12 protein-coding genes and 1 tRNA gene are annotated in these 15,707 nt (G+C 63.4%); 5 read left to right on the forward strand and 8 right to left on the reverse strand.

The genetic code is table 11. From position 1 onward, the window contains the following. Positions 1 to 173: 173 nt before the first annotated feature. Positions 174 to 1,109, forward strand: coding sequence for a DMT family transporter (locus BM045_RS18235; RefSeq protein ID WP_210185046.1), 936 nt, complete (start codon positions 174 to 176; stop codon positions 1,107 to 1,109). Between the two features lies 1 nt (position 1,110). On the opposite strand, the gene BM045_RS18240 is transcribed toward BM045_RS18235, so the two are convergent. The 3 genes from BM045_RS18240 to BM045_RS18250 all read right to left on the reverse strand — a co-directional run bounded on the left by BM045_RS18240 (position 1,111) and on the right by BM045_RS18250 (position 3,197). Beyond that, positions 1,111 to 1,198: transfer RNA gene (locus BM045_RS18240), tRNA-Ser, on the reverse strand. A gap of 86 nt (positions 1,199 to 1,284) precedes the next feature. Further along, positions 1,285 to 2,256, reverse strand: a complete 972-nt coding sequence (locus BM045_RS18245) for a quinone oxidoreductase family protein (protein WP_092185888.1) — start codon at positions 2,254 to 2,256, stop codon at positions 1,285 to 1,287. Then, the gene (locus BM045_RS18250) at positions 2,253 to 3,197 is read right to left on the reverse strand and encodes a TerC family protein (protein ID WP_092185890.1); all 945 of its coding nucleotides are present in this window, start codon (positions 3,195 to 3,197) and stop codon (positions 2,253 to 2,255) included. The genes BM045_RS18245 and BM045_RS18250 overlap by 4 nt, the downstream gene beginning before the upstream one ends. A 182-nt stretch (positions 3,198 to 3,379) precedes the next feature. On the opposite strand from BM045_RS18250, the gene BM045_RS18255 reads away from it, so the two are divergent. Genes BM045_RS18255 through BM045_RS18265 form a run of 3 tightly spaced genes read left to right on the forward strand, consistent with a single transcriptional unit; the run spans position 3,380 to position 5,432 of the window. Beyond that, positions 3,380 to 3,823, forward strand: coding sequence for a YeeE/YedE family protein (locus BM045_RS18255; protein ID WP_092185892.1), 444 nt, complete (start codon positions 3,380 to 3,382; stop codon positions 3,821 to 3,823). After that, the gene (locus BM045_RS18260) at positions 3,823 to 4,284 is read left to right on the forward strand and encodes a DUF6691 family protein (protein WP_092185894.1); all 462 of its coding nucleotides are present in this window, start codon (positions 3,823 to 3,825) and stop codon (positions 4,282 to 4,284) included. Before BM045_RS18255 ends, BM045_RS18260 begins: the two co-directional genes overlap by 1 nt. Beyond that, the gene (locus BM045_RS18265) at positions 4,281 to 5,432 is read left to right on the forward strand and encodes an FAD-dependent monooxygenase (RefSeq protein WP_092185896.1); all 1,152 of its coding nucleotides are present in this window, start codon (positions 4,281 to 4,283) and stop codon (positions 5,430 to 5,432) included. Before BM045_RS18260 ends, BM045_RS18265 begins: the two co-directional genes overlap by 4 nt. Positions 5,433 to 5,494: 62 nt before the next feature. Here BM045_RS18265 and BM045_RS18270 read toward each other — a convergent pair whose 3' ends face one another. From BM045_RS18270 to BM045_RS18280, 3 genes are all read right to left on the reverse strand, one after another. Continuing rightward, entirely contained in the window at positions 5,495 to 6,223 is a 729-nt protein-coding gene (locus BM045_RS18270; protein WP_092185898.1) for an invasion associated locus B family protein, read from the reverse strand. Positions 6,224 to 6,369: 146 nt separating this feature from the next. Further along, positions 6,370 to 9,855, reverse strand: coding sequence for a transcription-repair coupling factor (mfd, locus tag BM045_RS18275; protein ID WP_092185900.1), 3,486 nt, complete (start codon positions 9,853 to 9,855; stop codon positions 6,370 to 6,372). After that, positions 9,852 to 10,130, reverse strand: a complete 279-nt coding sequence (locus BM045_RS18280) for an FAD assembly factor SdhE (protein ID WP_210185047.1) — start codon at positions 10,128 to 10,130, stop codon at positions 9,852 to 9,854. The genes mfd and BM045_RS18280 overlap by 4 nt, the downstream gene beginning before the upstream one ends. A gap of 143 nt (positions 10,131 to 10,273) precedes the next feature. On the opposite strand from BM045_RS18280, the gene recG reads away from it, so the two are divergent. Then, positions 10,274 to 12,382 (forward strand): ATP-dependent DNA helicase RecG, encoded by a 2,109-nt coding sequence (gene recG / locus BM045_RS18285; RefSeq protein ID WP_092185968.1) that lies wholly within the window; start codon positions 10,274 to 10,276, stop codon positions 12,380 to 12,382. 4 nt (positions 12,383 to 12,386) lie between these two features. On the opposite strand, the gene glmS is transcribed toward recG, so the two are convergent. Both glmS and glmU read right to left on the reverse strand, forming a co-directional pair. After that, on the reverse strand, positions 12,387 to 14,213 hold the full coding sequence (gene glmS / locus BM045_RS18290) for a glutamine--fructose-6-phosphate transaminase (isomerizing) (protein WP_092185904.1): 1,827 nt from the start codon (positions 14,211 to 14,213) through the stop codon (positions 12,387 to 12,389). 4 nt (positions 14,214 to 14,217) lie between these two features. Next, on the reverse strand, positions 14,218 to 15,582 hold the full coding sequence (gene glmU, locus BM045_RS18295) for a bifunctional UDP-N-acetylglucosamine diphosphorylase/glucosamine-1-phosphate N-acetyltransferase GlmU (protein ID WP_092185906.1): 1,365 nt from the start codon (positions 15,580 to 15,582) through the stop codon (positions 14,218 to 14,220). Between the last annotated feature and the right edge of the window lie 125 nt (positions 15,583 to 15,707).

The following is a 15,707-nucleotide window of genomic DNA, read 5'->3' on the forward strand; positions in this document are numbered from 1 at the left end:
TTCCCTTTCCACTGGGTCCAGACAGGCCGCAGGCCATAGCAGGGCAAGCCTGTCTGGTCGAGCCTGATCTGGCCTGCACGATTGCTTGGCTGTGGCCGCCAGCCGGCCGAATGGCTATAGCGGGCTGCCGATCTCCGCGATGTCACACGAGTCGGCGCGAGCAGGAGCCTGACTTGAATAGCCCTTTGAGCCGGTTGCAGGACCGGCGCGTTGTCGTGGCGATCGCCCTGTTGTGTTGCCTGCTGTGGGGCAGCGCGGTTCCCGCCGTCAAATATGGCTATGAGCTGTTCGCACTGGCGCCATCGGATACACCATCCATTATGGTGTTTGCTGGCGTGCGCTTCGTGCTGGCCGGTGCCATGCTGCTGCTGTTTGGCCTCATCCGTGCGCAACGGGTGGTCCAGCCACCGGCACAGATGTCGCGCCTGCTGCTGCTTGGCCTCGTCTCAACCGGTGCGCAATATCTGTTCTTCTATGTCGGCCTGGCACATTCCACCGGCGTCAAGGTATCCATCATCTCGGCCACCAGCACGTTCTTTTCGGTGCTGCTGGCGCATTTTCTGTTGGCCAATGACCGTCTCAGCTGGCAACGGGTGATTGGCTGCCTGCTCGGCTTTTCCAGCGTGCTCATCGTCAATCTGGCTTCGCCGATCGACAACAGCATTTCCTTTCTCGGCGAGGGTTTTGTGCTGGCCGCAGCGCTGCTGTTCTCGATCGGCACGCTTTATGGGCGCGGTATCAGCCAGCAGGTGGACACCGGGTTGATGACGGGCTGGCAATTGCTGCTGGGTGGCCTGGCTCTGCTATCGGTTGGCCTGCTGGCCGGTGGGCACTTCAGCGTGCCAAGCGTCGGTGCAGCCGTGCTGCTGGCCTATCTGGCGGCAATCTCCGCGCTGGCCTTTTCGCTCTGGGGCCTGCTGCTCAAGCACAATCCGGTCGGCGTGGTCGCAATCTTCAACTGCGCCATCCCGATCTTCGGCATTTCGCTGTCGGGCGTGATCCTCGGCGAGAACATCGTGCAGTGGAACAATCTCGCCGCACTGGCCTTGGTCACGTCGGGCATCTGGCTGGTGACCGCCCGGAAATACTCAGTGCCGCCGGTGAGCTGATTGGCGGAAGGGGTGGGATTCGAACCCACGGATGCTTGCACATCGGCGGTTTTCAAGACCGCTGCAATCGACCACTCTGCCACCCTTCCGCGGCAGGCCTGGAGCAAAGCGCCAAACCTGCGAAATCAGCGTTTAGCGGGAGAGCGCCGGGCTGTCCAGTCCGGCGCGGTCTCGTTTACGGCAGCAGAACCACCGATCCCGTGGTCTCGCGGGCTTCGAGTGCGCGATGGGCATTGGCGGCTTCGGCCAGCGGGAAGGTGCGGGCCACGTCGACCTTGATGGCGCCACTCGTGACAGCGGCAAACAGCTTGCCGGCGCCTTCGAGCAGTTCGTCGCGGGTCTGGAAGTAATGCGCCGTGGTCGGGCGCGTCACATAGAGCGAGCCCTTGCGCGACAGCACGGTGACATCGGGGATGGATACCACGCCCGAGGCATTGCCGAAGCTGACCATCAGCCCGCGTGGGCGCAGGCAATCGAGCGATTTTTCAAAGGTCGACTTGCCGACGCCGTCATAGACCACGTCGACGCCCCTGCCCCCGGTCAGCTCGCGCACGCGGGCGGCAAAGTCTTGCGTGGAATAGTTGATAACGTGGTCGCAGCCCTGCGCCTTGGCCAAATCGCATTTCTCATCGCTGCCGGCGGTGCCGATCACGGTGGCGCCAAGCGACTTGGCCCATTGCGTGGCGATCTGGCCGACGCCGCCGGCGGCCGCGTGCCAGAGAATGGTTTCGTCCTTGGCGAGCGGCCAGGTCTTGAACAGTAGGTAAAAGGCCGTCAGGCCTTTCAACATGATGGCAGCAGCGGTTTGGTCGGAGACGCCATCGGGAATTGGCACAACGCGATCGGCGACGACGAGGCGTTCATCGGCATAGGCGCCGATCTGGCCCTGATAGGCCACGCGATCGCCGAGTTTGAGGCTGGTGACACCCTCGCCTAAAGCGGTAACCACACCGGCACCTTCGCTGCCGGCAACGAAGGGCGTCTGCATCGGATAGAGGCCGGAGCGCTGGTACGTGTCGATAAAGTTGAGGCCTACAGCGGTTTGGCGGATGGCCACCTGCCCCGGCCCGGGACTGGCCAGCGGCCAGTCCTCGACGCTCAGGGCCTCTGGACCACCGGTCTGGTGGACAACGACAGCCCGGGTCACTTCGGAGCCTTGGGCTTGCGCGGTGCCGACTTCGGGCGGGCCTGGGCCTTGGCCTGCGGCGTGGCGCGCGTCTTGGCTGCGGCTGCCACTGGTGTGGCCGCCTTGGTGGTCGCGGCAGCCGGCTTGCGGGTTACGGCAGCGACGCCAGCAGCGGACGAGACCGAGCCGGTGTCACCAGTAAACGGCGTAAAGTCATGCTTGCCGGCCGGCTTGCCGCCGAGACGAACCTTGCGCTGCTTGGCAAAAATGTTGACCGCCTCGACCAGCACGGAAAAGCCCATGGCGGCGTAGATATAGCCCTTTTCGATGTGGAAGCCGGTGCCATCGGCAACCAGCGACACGCCGATCAGCAACAGGAAGGACAGGGCCAGCATCTTGGTGGTGGGGTGATCGGCAACGAATTTGGCGATCGGGCCGGAGGCGACGAACATCACGCCCACGGCGACCAGCACGGCCGCAACCATGACGAAGACCTGGTCGGCGGGGACCATGCCAACGGCGGTGATGATCGAATCGATCGAGAACACCATGTCGATGACGACGATCTGCACGAGGATCGCCTGCAGCGAGGCTTTCACCACATCGCCGACGCCCACTTCGTGGTTGTCCTCGATGGCGGCATGCATTTCATGCGTCGCCTTGTAGATCAGGAAGCCGCCACCGGCGATCAGGATGATGTCTTTCCAGGAGAAGTCCTGGCCGAAGGCGGAAAAGACCGGGTCCTGCAGCTGGACGATCCAGCTGATCAGGAACAGCAGGATGATGCGGAAGACCAGCGCCAGGCCAATGCCGAGCTTGCGGGCGAATTCGGCCTGCTCGCGCGGCAGGCGCGACACCAGCACCGAAATGAAGACGATATTGTCGATGCCCAGAACGATCTCCATGATCGTCAGAGTACCGAAGGCGACCCAGACGGCGGGATCGGCCAGTAGTTCGAACATTGTCGGCTCCATTTCGAGTTTTGTTGGTGTCTATCTAAGCAGAGCCTGTCGTGGGGGAAAGGCTTTACAGCAGGGTTTTCCGCCAAGTGCGGCATTGGGCAGCATAAAGCAGGTGCCGCAAGGCTGGCTTCGGCCTTGCAGCGGGTGGTAATCTACGGACCACAGTCCTTATGAGTGACCGCATGGAATCGTTCAGCCCGCTTTCTGCTGCCCTGGGCGGCAGCCTCATTGGCCTCGCCGCCGCCGTGCTTTGGCTCGGCAATGGCCGCATCGCCGGCATCTCCGGAATTTTTGGCCAGGTGCTGCCGCCGGCCGGCAGCACGCTCTGGCGTGTGGTGTTTCTGGTGGCGCTGGTGGCCGGGACATTCGTCACTGCACAGCTGTTTCCGGGGCTCGCCGCAAATGGTGTGCGCTTGGTTGAAGCGCCAGCCGCATGGGGCGTGCCGACGCCGATCTGGCTGGCCATCGCTGGATTGCTCACGGGCATCGGCACTCGGATCGGCAATGGCTGCACTTCGGGCCATGGCGTCTGCGGGCTGGCGCGATTGTCGCGGCGTTCGCTGGTCGCCGTGGTGGTGTTCTTCGGCGTCGCCATCGTCACCGTTGCCGTGACGGGGGTGGTGTGATGGCCAGGCTGTCCTATCTTGCCACGGCCGGCGTCAGCGGCGCGCTGTTTGGTGCCGGTCTCTATGTCTCGCAGATGGTCGACCCGCTGAAGGTGCTGCGCTTCATCGATTTCGGCGCCATTCCGAGCGGCGGCTGGGACCCGAGCCTGGCCTTTGTCATCGGCCCGGCGATCCTCGTCATGTTCATTGCCGTGCAGATCGGCAAACGGCGGCAGGCACCGGTGTTCGACACAAGCTTCCATGAGCCGCAGGCCAAGACGATTGACGCGCGGCTGATCGGTGGCGCAGCGCTGTTCGGCATCGGCTGGGGTATGGCCGGCATCTGCCCGGGCCCGGCGCTATCGCTGATCGCCTTCCTGCCTGACAATCTCTGGATCTTCCTCGTCGCCATGTTTGCCGGCTCCTTTGCCGGCAGCCTGTTGGGCACGAGCGGGTCCAAAACAACGGTGACCGTCCAATGAGTGCCTATGACGCGGATGCCATCGTGGTCGGTGGCGGGCTGGCTGGTGTGGCTGCGGCGATTGCCGTAGCGCAGACGGGGCTCAAGACCATTCATCTTGCGCCCGTCGGGCCGCCGGACCGGCGCACGTCCGCATTGATGATGCCGAGCGTGGATTTCCTCAAGCAGGCCGGCCTGGTGGATGACCCGGCCCAGCTCGGGCATGCCCTGACGCAGATCCGCATCATCGATGCCACCGGGCGGCTGATCCGTGCGCCGGAGACGCTGTTCGATGCGGGCGAAGCCGGGCTTGAGGCGTTTGGCTGGAATTTTGCCAATACCACGCTGCTGGAGCGTTTTCATGCCGTGGCGGCGACGCTGGGCAATCTCGAAACCCGTGACCTCGGCGTTACCGCTCTGCAGGGCACTACGGTCACGCTGACGGATGGCACAACCCTTACGGCGCCTTTGATCATCGGAGCCGATGGCAAGAAGTCGCTGGTGCGCGGCGCGGCGGGTCTTCGGGCGCGGGAAACTGCGTTCAGCCAGTCGGCGCTGGTCTGCGATCTCGACCTCGGCCGTTCGGTGGGCGGCACGTCGGTGGAATTCCACTATCCGCAGGGTCCGTTTACGCTGGTGCCGGCCGGCGGCAAGCGCGCCAATCTGGTGTGGATCGACAATCATGCGACGCTGCTGGCGGCCAGGGAGAGTGGGCCGGAGCGGTTGACGGCAATGCTGCTGGAAAAATCGCAGCGGCTGTTCGGCAGCATCACTTTGGCCAGTTCCGCTTTCGTCTTCCCGCTCAGCACGCTCAGCGTCGACCAAGCCGGGGCCGATGGCGTGGTGCTGGTCGGCGAAGCGGCGCATGCCTTCCCGCCAATCGGCGCGCAGGGGCTGAATCTAGGCCTGCGCGACGTGTCCGACCTGGCCGATGCGCTGGCAGCGCAAGATCGCGCCGCGCCAGAATGGGCTGTCAAAGTCAGTGCCGACTATGCCCGCCGTCGGGCCAGCGATCTCGCGCGCACCGGCAGCATGGTGGATACGCTGTTCCGCTCGCTGCTGGCCGAGATGATCCCGGCGCAGGCGCTGCGGGCCGGCGGCCTCTGGGCCCTCAAGCTCGCCCCGGCCCTGCGCAAACAGGCTTTTGCCGTCGGCATGGGGCAGCGCTAGCTCCACAAAAAAAGGGCGCGGTTTGCACCGCGCCCTTTTCTCAAACTCTATTTGCCTGACGCTTATGGCGTCGCAGGTGCAGCAGCCGGGGCTTCGGTTCCCGCAGCCGGTGCGGTACCGCCATTGAGCTGCTGGCGCAGCGTCTCGGCGCGATCCTGCAGCACCTGCTCCAGCGCGTTCTCGCCCGAGGTTTCCTGACGGAATTCGTCGAAGGTCAGCGCAGCATCGCCATCATAGGCCGAAGTGAAGCCGGCCAGGGTGATGTCGATGGTCAGGTCCTGGTTCTGGCGGTTCTTGGCGGTCAGCTTGAGCACGCCGCCCTTCTTGAGCGAGTTCACATACTGCTCGTTGATCACCAGCTGGGTGGCGCAAGAGGTCGGGTCGCACAGCATATAGGGCACGCGGATCGGCTTGGCGCCGTCGATCTGCCAGGTCAGGCCGAAGGGCAGCAGCACGCCGAGCGGAACGGCAGCAACGGCCAACAGGCGCGATTCCTGGCCCGGATCGTCACGCAGCAGGAAGGAGCCGAGGAACTGGCCGTTGGCCAGGACGACCTGGCGCATGATGCAGGCCTTCTGGCCATCGGGCAGCGGATCGCAGACCTTCAGCCAGTTCTGGTTGCCGGCAGAATTATCGGCGGGTGCAGCCGGGGTGCCGGCAGCAGGGGCCTCAGCGGCTGGCGCTTCCACTGCGGGCGCAGCAGGAGCAGCCTCCTGGGCGAAAGCCGACAGCGGGGACAGCATGAGCGCGGCCACCGCAAAACCAGCGACGAGAGGTTTCCTGATGTTCATAGAATTTCCTTGGCTTCTTTGGCGGTCCCGGATGGCTTGGCGCCACCTTGAGAATTGAACTGCCCTTCAAGTGCTGAATTCGGGCAATAACATGACCATGACACCTTGCAAAAGGATTATGGCGAGAGAGGGTTGATACGGATGGTTTATGCGGCGATTTCTGCCAGTTTTGCGAGGCGTGACAGGATTGCCGCCGCCCCCTTGAGGCGGTCATTCGGCGTTGGCCAGTTGCGGGCGAACACGAGCTTCTGATCGGGCTTGATGCGCACCTGGTTGGCCGGATCGCTGACCAGCTTCACCAGCGCCGCCGGATTGGGATATTCGTTGTTGCGCAGCGAGATGACCGCGCCCTTGGGGCCGGCATCGACCTTTTCGACATTGGCCTGGCGGCACAGCGCCTTGACGAGGATCACCTTGAGCAGGGCTTCCACCTCTTCGGGCAGCGGGCCGAAACGGTCGATCAATTCTGCGCCAGCAGCGTCGATATCGCGGATATCGGTCAGATCGCCGAGGCGGCGATAGAGCTGCATGCGGACCTGGAGGTCCGGAATGTAGTTTTCGGGAATCATCACTGGCATGCCCAGCGAGATCTGCGGGCTCCAGTCGTTCTTGTCTTCGTAGTCGGCTTCGCCATTGCGCAGCGCCGCCACGGCCTCTTCCAGCATGGACTGGTAGAGCTCATAGCCGACCTCGCGGATATTGCCCGACTGCTCGTCGCCGAGCATGTTCCCTGCCCCGCGGATATCGAGATCGTGGCTGGCCAGCTGGAAGCCTGCGCCGAGGCTCTCGAGCGATTGCAGAACGCCGAGACGACGCTCGGCGGTGTCGGTCAACTTCTTGTCAGACGGCACGGTGAACAGCGCATAGGCGCGGGCCTTGGCCCGGCCGATACGGCCACGGATCTGGTAGAGCTGGGCCAGGCCGAAATGATCGGCGCGGTGCACGACCAGCGTATTGGCATTGGGAATGTCGAGGCCCGATTCGACGATGGTGGTGGCGACCAGCACGTCGAACTTGTTGTCGTAGAAGGCATTCATGATGTCGTCGAGCTCGCCCGGCGCCATCTGGCCATTGGCCACCACGAAGCTGACCTCGGGCACCTGGGCCTTGAGGAATTCGGCGATCTCGTGCTGGTCCTTGATGCGCGGCACGACATAGAAGCTCTGCCCGCCACGATACTTTTCGCGCAGCAGCGCCTCCCGGATCGACAGCGCGTCGAAGGGCGCGATGAAGGTGCGGATGGCGAGGCGGTCCACCGGCGGCGTTGCCAGCAGCGAGAGATCGCGGACGCCCGTGAGCGCCATCTGCAGCGTACGCGGAATCGGCGTCGCCGTCAGCGTCAGCACATGCACATTGGCCTTGAGGTCCTTCAGACGTTCCTTGTGACCGACGCCGAAGTGCTGCTCTTCGTCGATGATCAGCAGGCCGAGATCCTTGAACTGGATGGTCTTGCTGAGCAGCGCGTGGGTGCCGACCACGATATCGACCTGCCCATCGGCCAGGCCTTCCTTGGTCGCCTTGAGCTCGGCGGCACTGACCATGCGCGAGGCATGGCGCACATTGACCGGCAGGCCCTTGAAGCGTTCCGAAAAGGTCTTGAAATGCTGGCGCGACAGCAGCGTCGTCGGCACCACCACGGCAACCTGCTTGCCGCTGAGCGCCACGGCAAAAGCAGCGCGCAACGCCACTTCGGTCTTGCCGAAGCCGACGTCGCCGCAGACCAGGCGGTCCATGACGCGGCCCGAGGTCACGTCATCGAACACAGCCTCGATGGCGGCCATCTGGTCCTCGGTCTCCTCATAGGGGAAGCGGGCGGCGAATTCGTCATAGGCGCCGGGGTTGATTTCCACCACGTCCGCCTTGCTGAGCAGGCGAGCGGCGGCGATCTTGATGAGCTGTTCCGCCATTTCGCGGATGCGCTTCTTGAGCTTGCCCTTCTTGGCCTGCCAGGCGACGCCGCCCAGCTTGTCGAGGGTGACATTGCCGTCGTCTGAGCCATAGCGGGTCAGCAGTTCGATATTCTCGACCGGCAGGTAGAGCTTGGTCTCGCCGCCATATTCGAGTTCGACGCATTCATGCGGAGCGCCGCCGGCCTCGATCACCTTGAGGCCAAGGAAGCGGCCGATACCGTGATCGACATGCACCACCAGATCGCCGGCCGCGAGGCTCGCCGCTTCGGTCAGCGCATCGGACGCCTTCTTCTTACGCTGCGGGCGCAGAATGCGTTCGCCGAGAATGTCCTGTTCGGAGAGGACCAGCAGGTCCTTGGTCTCGAAGCCAGTTTCCAGCGGCAGCACCACCAATGACGTTGTCGCGGCGCTGGTGGTTTCGGCATCGCGCCAGTTTTCCGCGAGGCGCGGATTGGTCAGTCCATGGTCCTTGAGCACCTGCACCATGCGGTCGCGGGTACCCGTGCTCCAACAGGCGACAATGGCGCGGCGGCCGTTGCGGCGCTCGGACAGCAGGCGTTCAACGACCGACTGGAACAGGTTGGTGTCCTGCGCCTGCCGCTCGGCGGCAAAGCTGGGCGCAATATGACCGCCGGCATCGTTTGAGGCCTTGGTATCCGGCGCCATGAACTGGCTGAGCTGCACCGTCGAGGCGCCAGCCAGGGCATAGGGATGCTGGTCGACGGTATAGAGCAGCTCGGGCTTGACCGGCTTGTAGGGCGCGCCGGAACCGGCGACCACCGGCAGCAGCCGCGCCGCTTCGCGGGCGTCATAATAGTCGCGGACCTGCGTCACGCGGTCGGCATAGGCTTCGGCGGCCTGCTCGTCGAAGACGAAGGGGGCGTCGCCGACATAGTCGGAGAGCGTATCGAGATGCTCGTAAAAGAACGGCAGCCAGTGCTCGGTGCCGGAATAGCGCGAACCGCCGCTGACCGAGGCATAGAGCGTGTCGTCGACGGTATTCCCGCCGAAAGTGGCCGTGTAGTTTTGCCGGAAGCGCTTGATAGTCTCGTCGGTGAGCACGACTTCGCTCATCGGTGTCAGGTCGACGCGTTTCAGCGTACCAGTGGTGCGCTGGCTGTCGGGATCGAAGCTGCGGATGGATTCGAGCTGGCTGCCGAAAAAGTCGAAGCGCAGCGGCGCCTCGGCGCTGGCCGGGAACAGGTCCACCAGCCCGCCGCGCACGGCATATTCGCCACTTTCACGCACCGTCGGCACGCGCAGATAGCCATTATTGGCCGCCCAGGCGATCAGCTTGTTGCTATCGACGATGCGTCCCGTGGCGGCCGAAAAGGACATGGTTTCCACCACATCGCGCGGCGGCAGGCGCTGGATCAAGCCGTTGACGGCGGTAAGGACCACGGCGCCCTTGGCGCCCGAGGTCAGCGCCGCCAGCGTGTTCATCCGCGCGGCAATGGTCACATTGTTGGGAGAGACACGGTCATAGGGCAGGCAATCCCAGGCCGGCAGCGTCAGGATCGTATGGCCCGGCAGCATGGCGGTGAGGATATCGGCCATGCGTTGCAGCCGGCGGCCATCGCGCGCCACAAAGACCAGGCTGGCCGCATCGTCCGGCGCCGCCTCGATGCGCTGCTGCACGAGCTTGGCCAGCACCATGGGCTGCATGCCGTCGGGAACATTGGCGATGGTGCGCGTCGGGCGCTGCGGGGCGAGCTCGTTCATTTGGCCAAACGTGCCTGATGGTCGGCGATCACTTCGGCGAGGAAGGCGCGGTCGACATAGTCGGGCGGCTCTTCCGACCCCATCACCCATTTGAGCAGCGGCGGGTCTTCCTCGTTCATCAGGGCTTCCAGCCGATCAAGACCTTTTTCGTCCAGCGCTTCGGTATGCGCGTCGGCATAGGGGCCGAGGATCAGGTCCATCTCCTTGGTGCCGCGATGCCAGGCACGGTAACGGAGCTTCTTGCGTCGCATGGAAATATCTTCACCGGCAGTCATTTGACGCACCATGATCCTGAAAGTGTTCTCGATTTGGTCGCATTGTTTACGCGGATTGCTTAGGCTTGTCAGCCACCAATTCCCGAGGGGTGACGGGGTTCCCGCCAGAAGCTAGCTTGCCCATCCAGGAGCCCCGTCGAATCGTGAGCCGTCCCGAAAGCCTATCGCCGCTGTTTGCCTCGCTGCACTCCATCAAGGGTGTCGGCGACAAATTGGCTGTCCTGCTGACCAAGTTCTTCGGCGCCCCGGACGGCCAGGAAGCCATTGCGCTCGATATATTGATGCATATGCCGTCGGGCGTGGTGGATCGGCGCCGGCAGGTCGGCATTGCCGAGGCCTATCTCAACCAGATCGTCACGCTAAAGCTGCACATCGACCGGCACCAGCCACCACCACAAGGCAAGCCGCATGTGCCGCATCGGGTGTTTGCCCATGACGACACCGGCGACATGCAGCTGGTATTCTTCCGCGCCCAGGGAGGCTGGGTCGAAAAGGCGCTGCCGGTGGGCGAAGAGCGCTATGTCTCGGGCACCATCGGCTTCTTCAACGGCGAGAAGCAGATCACCCATCCCGACTATATTGTCGAGGAAGACAAGTTCGCCACGCTCCCACTGGTTGAGCCGGTCTATCCGCTGACCCAGGGGCTCAGTTCCAAGGCGCTGGCCAAGCTGGTGCGCCAGGTGGTCGACAGCGTCCCCGAGCTGCCCGAATGGATCAACGCCGAGACCATGGCGCAGCGCAAATGGCCGAGCTTTGTCGACGCGATGCGCATGGTGCATCTGCCGACCAACCCGGACGAGGCGCAGCTGTGGTCCCCTGCCCGTATGCGACTGGCTTATGACGAATATCTGGCCGGGCAGATCACGCTGCAGTTGATCCGCTCGAGCATGACCCGGGAAAGCGGCATCGCGCGGCGATTCACCGGCTCCATCACCTATCGCGTCACCAAGGCGCTCCCCTTTTCGCTGACCGAAGGCCAGCAGCAGGCCGTGGATGAAATTCGCGCCGACCTCGCCTCGCCCGACCGCATGTCGCGGCTGCTGCAGGGCGATGTGGGCGCCGGCAAGACCGTGGTGGCGCTGATGGCCATGGCGGCGGTTGCCGAAGGTGGTGCCCAATCGGCGCTGATGGCGCCGACAGAGCTACTAGCCTCACAGCACTTCAAGACCTTAAAGCCACTGTGCGACGCCGTCGGGCTGGGCTGCGAACTGCTGACAGGCAAGATGCCGGCGGCCGAACGCCGGGCCAAGCTGGCCGGCATTGCCAATGGTGATACGACCGTCGTCGTCGGCACCCATGCGCTGTTCCAGTCGGGCGTCGAGTTCCACAATCTGGGCCTGACTGTGGTCGACGAGCAGCATCGCTTCGGCGTGCATCAGCGGCTGGCACTCTCCGACAAGGGCAAGCATACCGACCTCTTGGTGATGACCGCCACACCTATCCCCAGAACGCTCGTCCTGACCCACTTTGGTGACATGTCGGTTAGCATATTGCGGGAAAAGCCAAAGGGCCGCCAACCTATTGATACGGCAGTATTATCCATCGGCGACTACCCCCGTGTCATCGCCCGCCTGCAGGCGCGCCTGGGTGAAGGCGCGCAGGCCTTCTGGGTCTGCCCGCTGGTCGAGGAAAGCGAGCATCTGCAGGTGGTTGCTGCCGAAGACCGTTTCGCCGAGCTGCAGAAAGTCTTCGGCGACGAGGTCGCTTTGGTGCATGGCCGGATGAGCGCCGCCGCCAAGCAGGAAGTGATGCAGCGCTTTTCGGCCAATGAACTCAAGCTGTTAGTCGCCACCACGGTGATTGAAGTCGGCGTCGATGTGCCCAATGCGTCGATCATGATCATCGAACACGCCGAACGCTTCGGCCTCGCCCAATTGCACCAGCTGCGCGGCCGTGTTGGTCGCGGCTCGCAGCGCTCGGCCTGCCTGCTGCTCTACAAGGACCCGCTGAGCCAGACCGCGCAGGCACGGCTCGAAACCATCAAATCCAGCGAAGATGGTTTCGAAATCGCCGAACGCGACCTCGAATTGCGCGGCCAGGGCGACGTGCTCGGCACAAGACAATCCGGCATGCCCGGCTATCGGTTGGCCGTTCCGGACGTGCACCGCCACCTACTGGATTTCGCCCATGACGACGCCAAGGCGCTGCTGACCGCCAATCCGGCGCTCAAGGGGCCGGATGGCGAAGCCGCCCAGACCCTGCTGTATTTGTTCAGGAAAGACTTGGCGATCCCGCTGATCCGGGCGGGATAGCGCCTTATTCCACCGTCACCGACTTGGCCAGATTGCGCGGCTGATCCACGTCCGTGCCCATGAAAACGGCCGTGTGATAGGCCAGCAGCTGCACCGGAATGGTGGCCAGGATCGGCGCGACGAAGCTCGAGACATGCGGGATGACAATGATATCCGCCACGCCATGGCCGACGGTTTCAGCGCCTTCGGCGTCGGTGATCAGGATGATCTTGCCACCGCGGGCGGCTACTTCCTGCATATTGGAGAGGGTCTTGTCGACCAGTTCATCCGATGGCGCGACGACGATCACCGGCATATCTTCGTCGACCAGGGCGATGGGGCCGTGCTTGAGTTCACCTGCCGCATAACCTTCGGCGTGGATATAGCTGATTTCCTTGAGCTTCAGCGCGCCTTCCATGGCGATGGGGAACATCGGGCCACGGCCGAGATAGAGCACGTCCTTGGCCTTGGACAGGCGCTTGGCGATGTCCATGATCTGGCCTTCTGTGGCCAGGGCTTCGGAAACAGCGGTCGGCAGGCCGACCAGCGACCGAACGAAGTCGGTTTCCTGCTCGACGCTGAGCACGCCGCGGGCCCGTCCGGCCGCGATGGCTAGGCTGGCGAGGGCAGTCAGTTGCGCCGTCAGCGCCTTTGTCGAGGCGACGCCAATCTCGGGACCGCAGAGGATCGGGAACACCACGTTGGATTCGCGGGCAATGGTCGATTCCAGCGTATTGACCAGCGAAGCCACATGCTGGCCCTGACCGGCGCAATAGCGCAGCGCAGCAAGCGTGTCGGCAGTTTCGCCCGACTGGGAGATGAACAGCGACAATCCGCCCTTTTCCAGCGGCGGCTCGCGATAACGGAATTCCGACGCCACATCGATATCGACCGGCAGGCGGGCATAGCGCTCGAACCAGTATTTCGCCACAGCACCGGCCAGATAGGCGGTGCCGCAGGCGCTGATGGTGAGGCGGCTCAGGTCGGCGAAATCGAAGGGCAAAGTCTCGCGTATGGCGACCTTTTCGGCCCCCATGTCCACATAGTGGCTCAGCGTATGCGAAATGGTTTCGGGCTGCTCGTAGATTTCCTTGGCCATGAAATGGCGATGGTTGCCCTTGTCGACCATCAGCGCCGAGGCCTGGGAGATCTGCTGCTCGCGCTGCACCACTGCATCCTTGCCGTCGCGAATGGTGACGCCCTTGGGGGTAATCACCGCCCAGTCGCCGTCTTCGAGATAAGTCAGGCGCGAGGTGAAGGGGGCCAAGGCCATGGCGTCGGAGCCGAGATACATTTCGGTCGTGCCATAGCCGATGGCCAGCGGCGCGCCGTGGCGGGCGGCGATGAGCAGGCTTTCCTCGCCGTTGAACAGGAAGGCCAGCGCGAAGGCGCCCTTGAGCGTTTTCAGCGTACGGGCAACGGCCAGTTCGGGATCGGCGCCATTGGCCAGTTCGCGGCTGACCCAGAGGGCGACGGATTCGGTATCGGTCTGCGTCTTGGGCAAATAGCCGTCCTTGGCGAGGTCGGCCAGCATGTCGCGATAATTTTCGATAATGCCATTGTGCACCACGGCGACGCGGTCGGTGGCATGGGGATGGGCATTGTTCTCGGTCGGCGCGCCATGCGTCGCCCAGCGGGTGTGGCCGATGCCGATATTGCCGCCCAGCGGCTCAAAACCCAGCTTCTGCGCCAGATTGCCGAGCTTGCCTTCGGCGCGCCGACGCGAAATGGCGCCGCCATCGAGCGTCGCGACACCGGCGCTGTCATAGCCGCGATATTCCAGGCGCTTCAGCGCATCGACCAGACGGGAGGCAACCGGTTCGCTGCCGACGATACCAACAATACCGCACATGCTCTTACTTCCCCTTGGCCGCCTGGGCCGCTGCTTTTTTGGCGAGAGCCTTCTCGCGAAGTTTTGGCGCATAGCCCGGCTTGGTTTCTTGCCTCGCCCGGCCGAAGGCCACGGCATCGGCCGGCACGTCTTCGGTGATCACGCTGCCCGAGGCCGTATAGGCGCCATTGCCGATGGTTACCGGAGCCACCAAGGATGCATTGGAACCGATGAAGACATTGTCGCCAATGACGGTCCTGTCCTTGTTCACGCCATCATAATTGCAGGTGATGGTGCCGGCCCCGATATTGGTCTTGGAGCCGATTTCGGCGTCGCCGAGATAGCTGAGGTGACCAGCCTTGGTGCCGGCGCCGATCTTGCTCTTCTTGACCTCGACGAAATTGCCCAGATGCACGTCCGGGCCGAGTTCGGCACCACCGCGAATGCGGGCGAAGGGACCGATGGAGGCCCCCTCCCCGATCACCGCATCCTCGATGTCGCAAAAGGCGCGGATTTCCACATTGTCGGCGATCTTGACGCCGGCGCCAAAGACCACGTTGGGGAAAATGGTGACATCGCGGCCGATCTCGGTGTCATAGGAAAACCAGACGCTAGCCGGGTCTTTCAGCGTCACGCCGGCCTTCATGAAGTCCGAACGCCGCAACTCCTGGAACAGGCCTTCGGCGTGGGCCAGCTGGCTGCGGTCATTGACGCCCATCACGTCGTTTTCCGGGGCAATGCCATAGCCGACCTTCTTGCCGGCAGCATTGGCGAGGCCAACGAGGTCGGTCAGATAATATTCACCCTGGGCGTTATTGGTTTCCACCTTGTCGATCAGGTCGCGGAAAACGTCGGCGCGGAAGGCGAGGATGCAGGCGTTGCATAGGCCAATCTGGCGCTCGGCTTCAGAAGCGTCCTTGTGCTCGCGGATCGCCAGCAGCGTATCGCCATCGGTGATGAAGCGGCCATAGCCGGTCGGATCCTTGGGCTCAAAGCCCAGAATGGCTACGTCCAGCCCGTCATCGAGGCGGTCCAGCACGGCACGAAAATTGTCGCCGCGCAGCAGCGGATGATCGCCATAGACCACGGCCACATAGCCGGTGGCCTTGTCGAACAACTCGCGCGCCATCGAGGCCGCATGGGCCGTGCCGCGGGCCACGCTCTGCTCGAAATGCTGCACGTCCGGATGCAAGGCGGTGATCGCATCGCGGATCTTCTGATGCTTGGGTCCGGTGACCAAAGCGATCTGCGACGAACCCGCTTCGCGTGCTGCGCGAGCGACGTGCCCGATGATCGCCATGCCGCCCACCGGATGCAGCACCTTGGGTGTTGCCGATCGCATGCGCGTGCCCTCGCCCGCAGCAAGAATGATCGACAGCAGCTCAGTCATTGGGAAATCTCCGGATATTCACGTCTAAACAGCTCATTTTCACAGCATTGTGGCACGGAACTGTTGGCGAAGCGGTAACGGCGGCGTCATGGTCAATAAAGATGTAACGCCTGATTCTTGGCACC

The sequence above is a fragment of the Devosia sp. YR412 genome (genome assembly GCF_900110945.1).
In the GTDB taxonomy this organism is placed as follows: domain Bacteria; phylum Pseudomonadota; class Alphaproteobacteria; order Rhizobiales; family Devosiaceae; genus Devosia.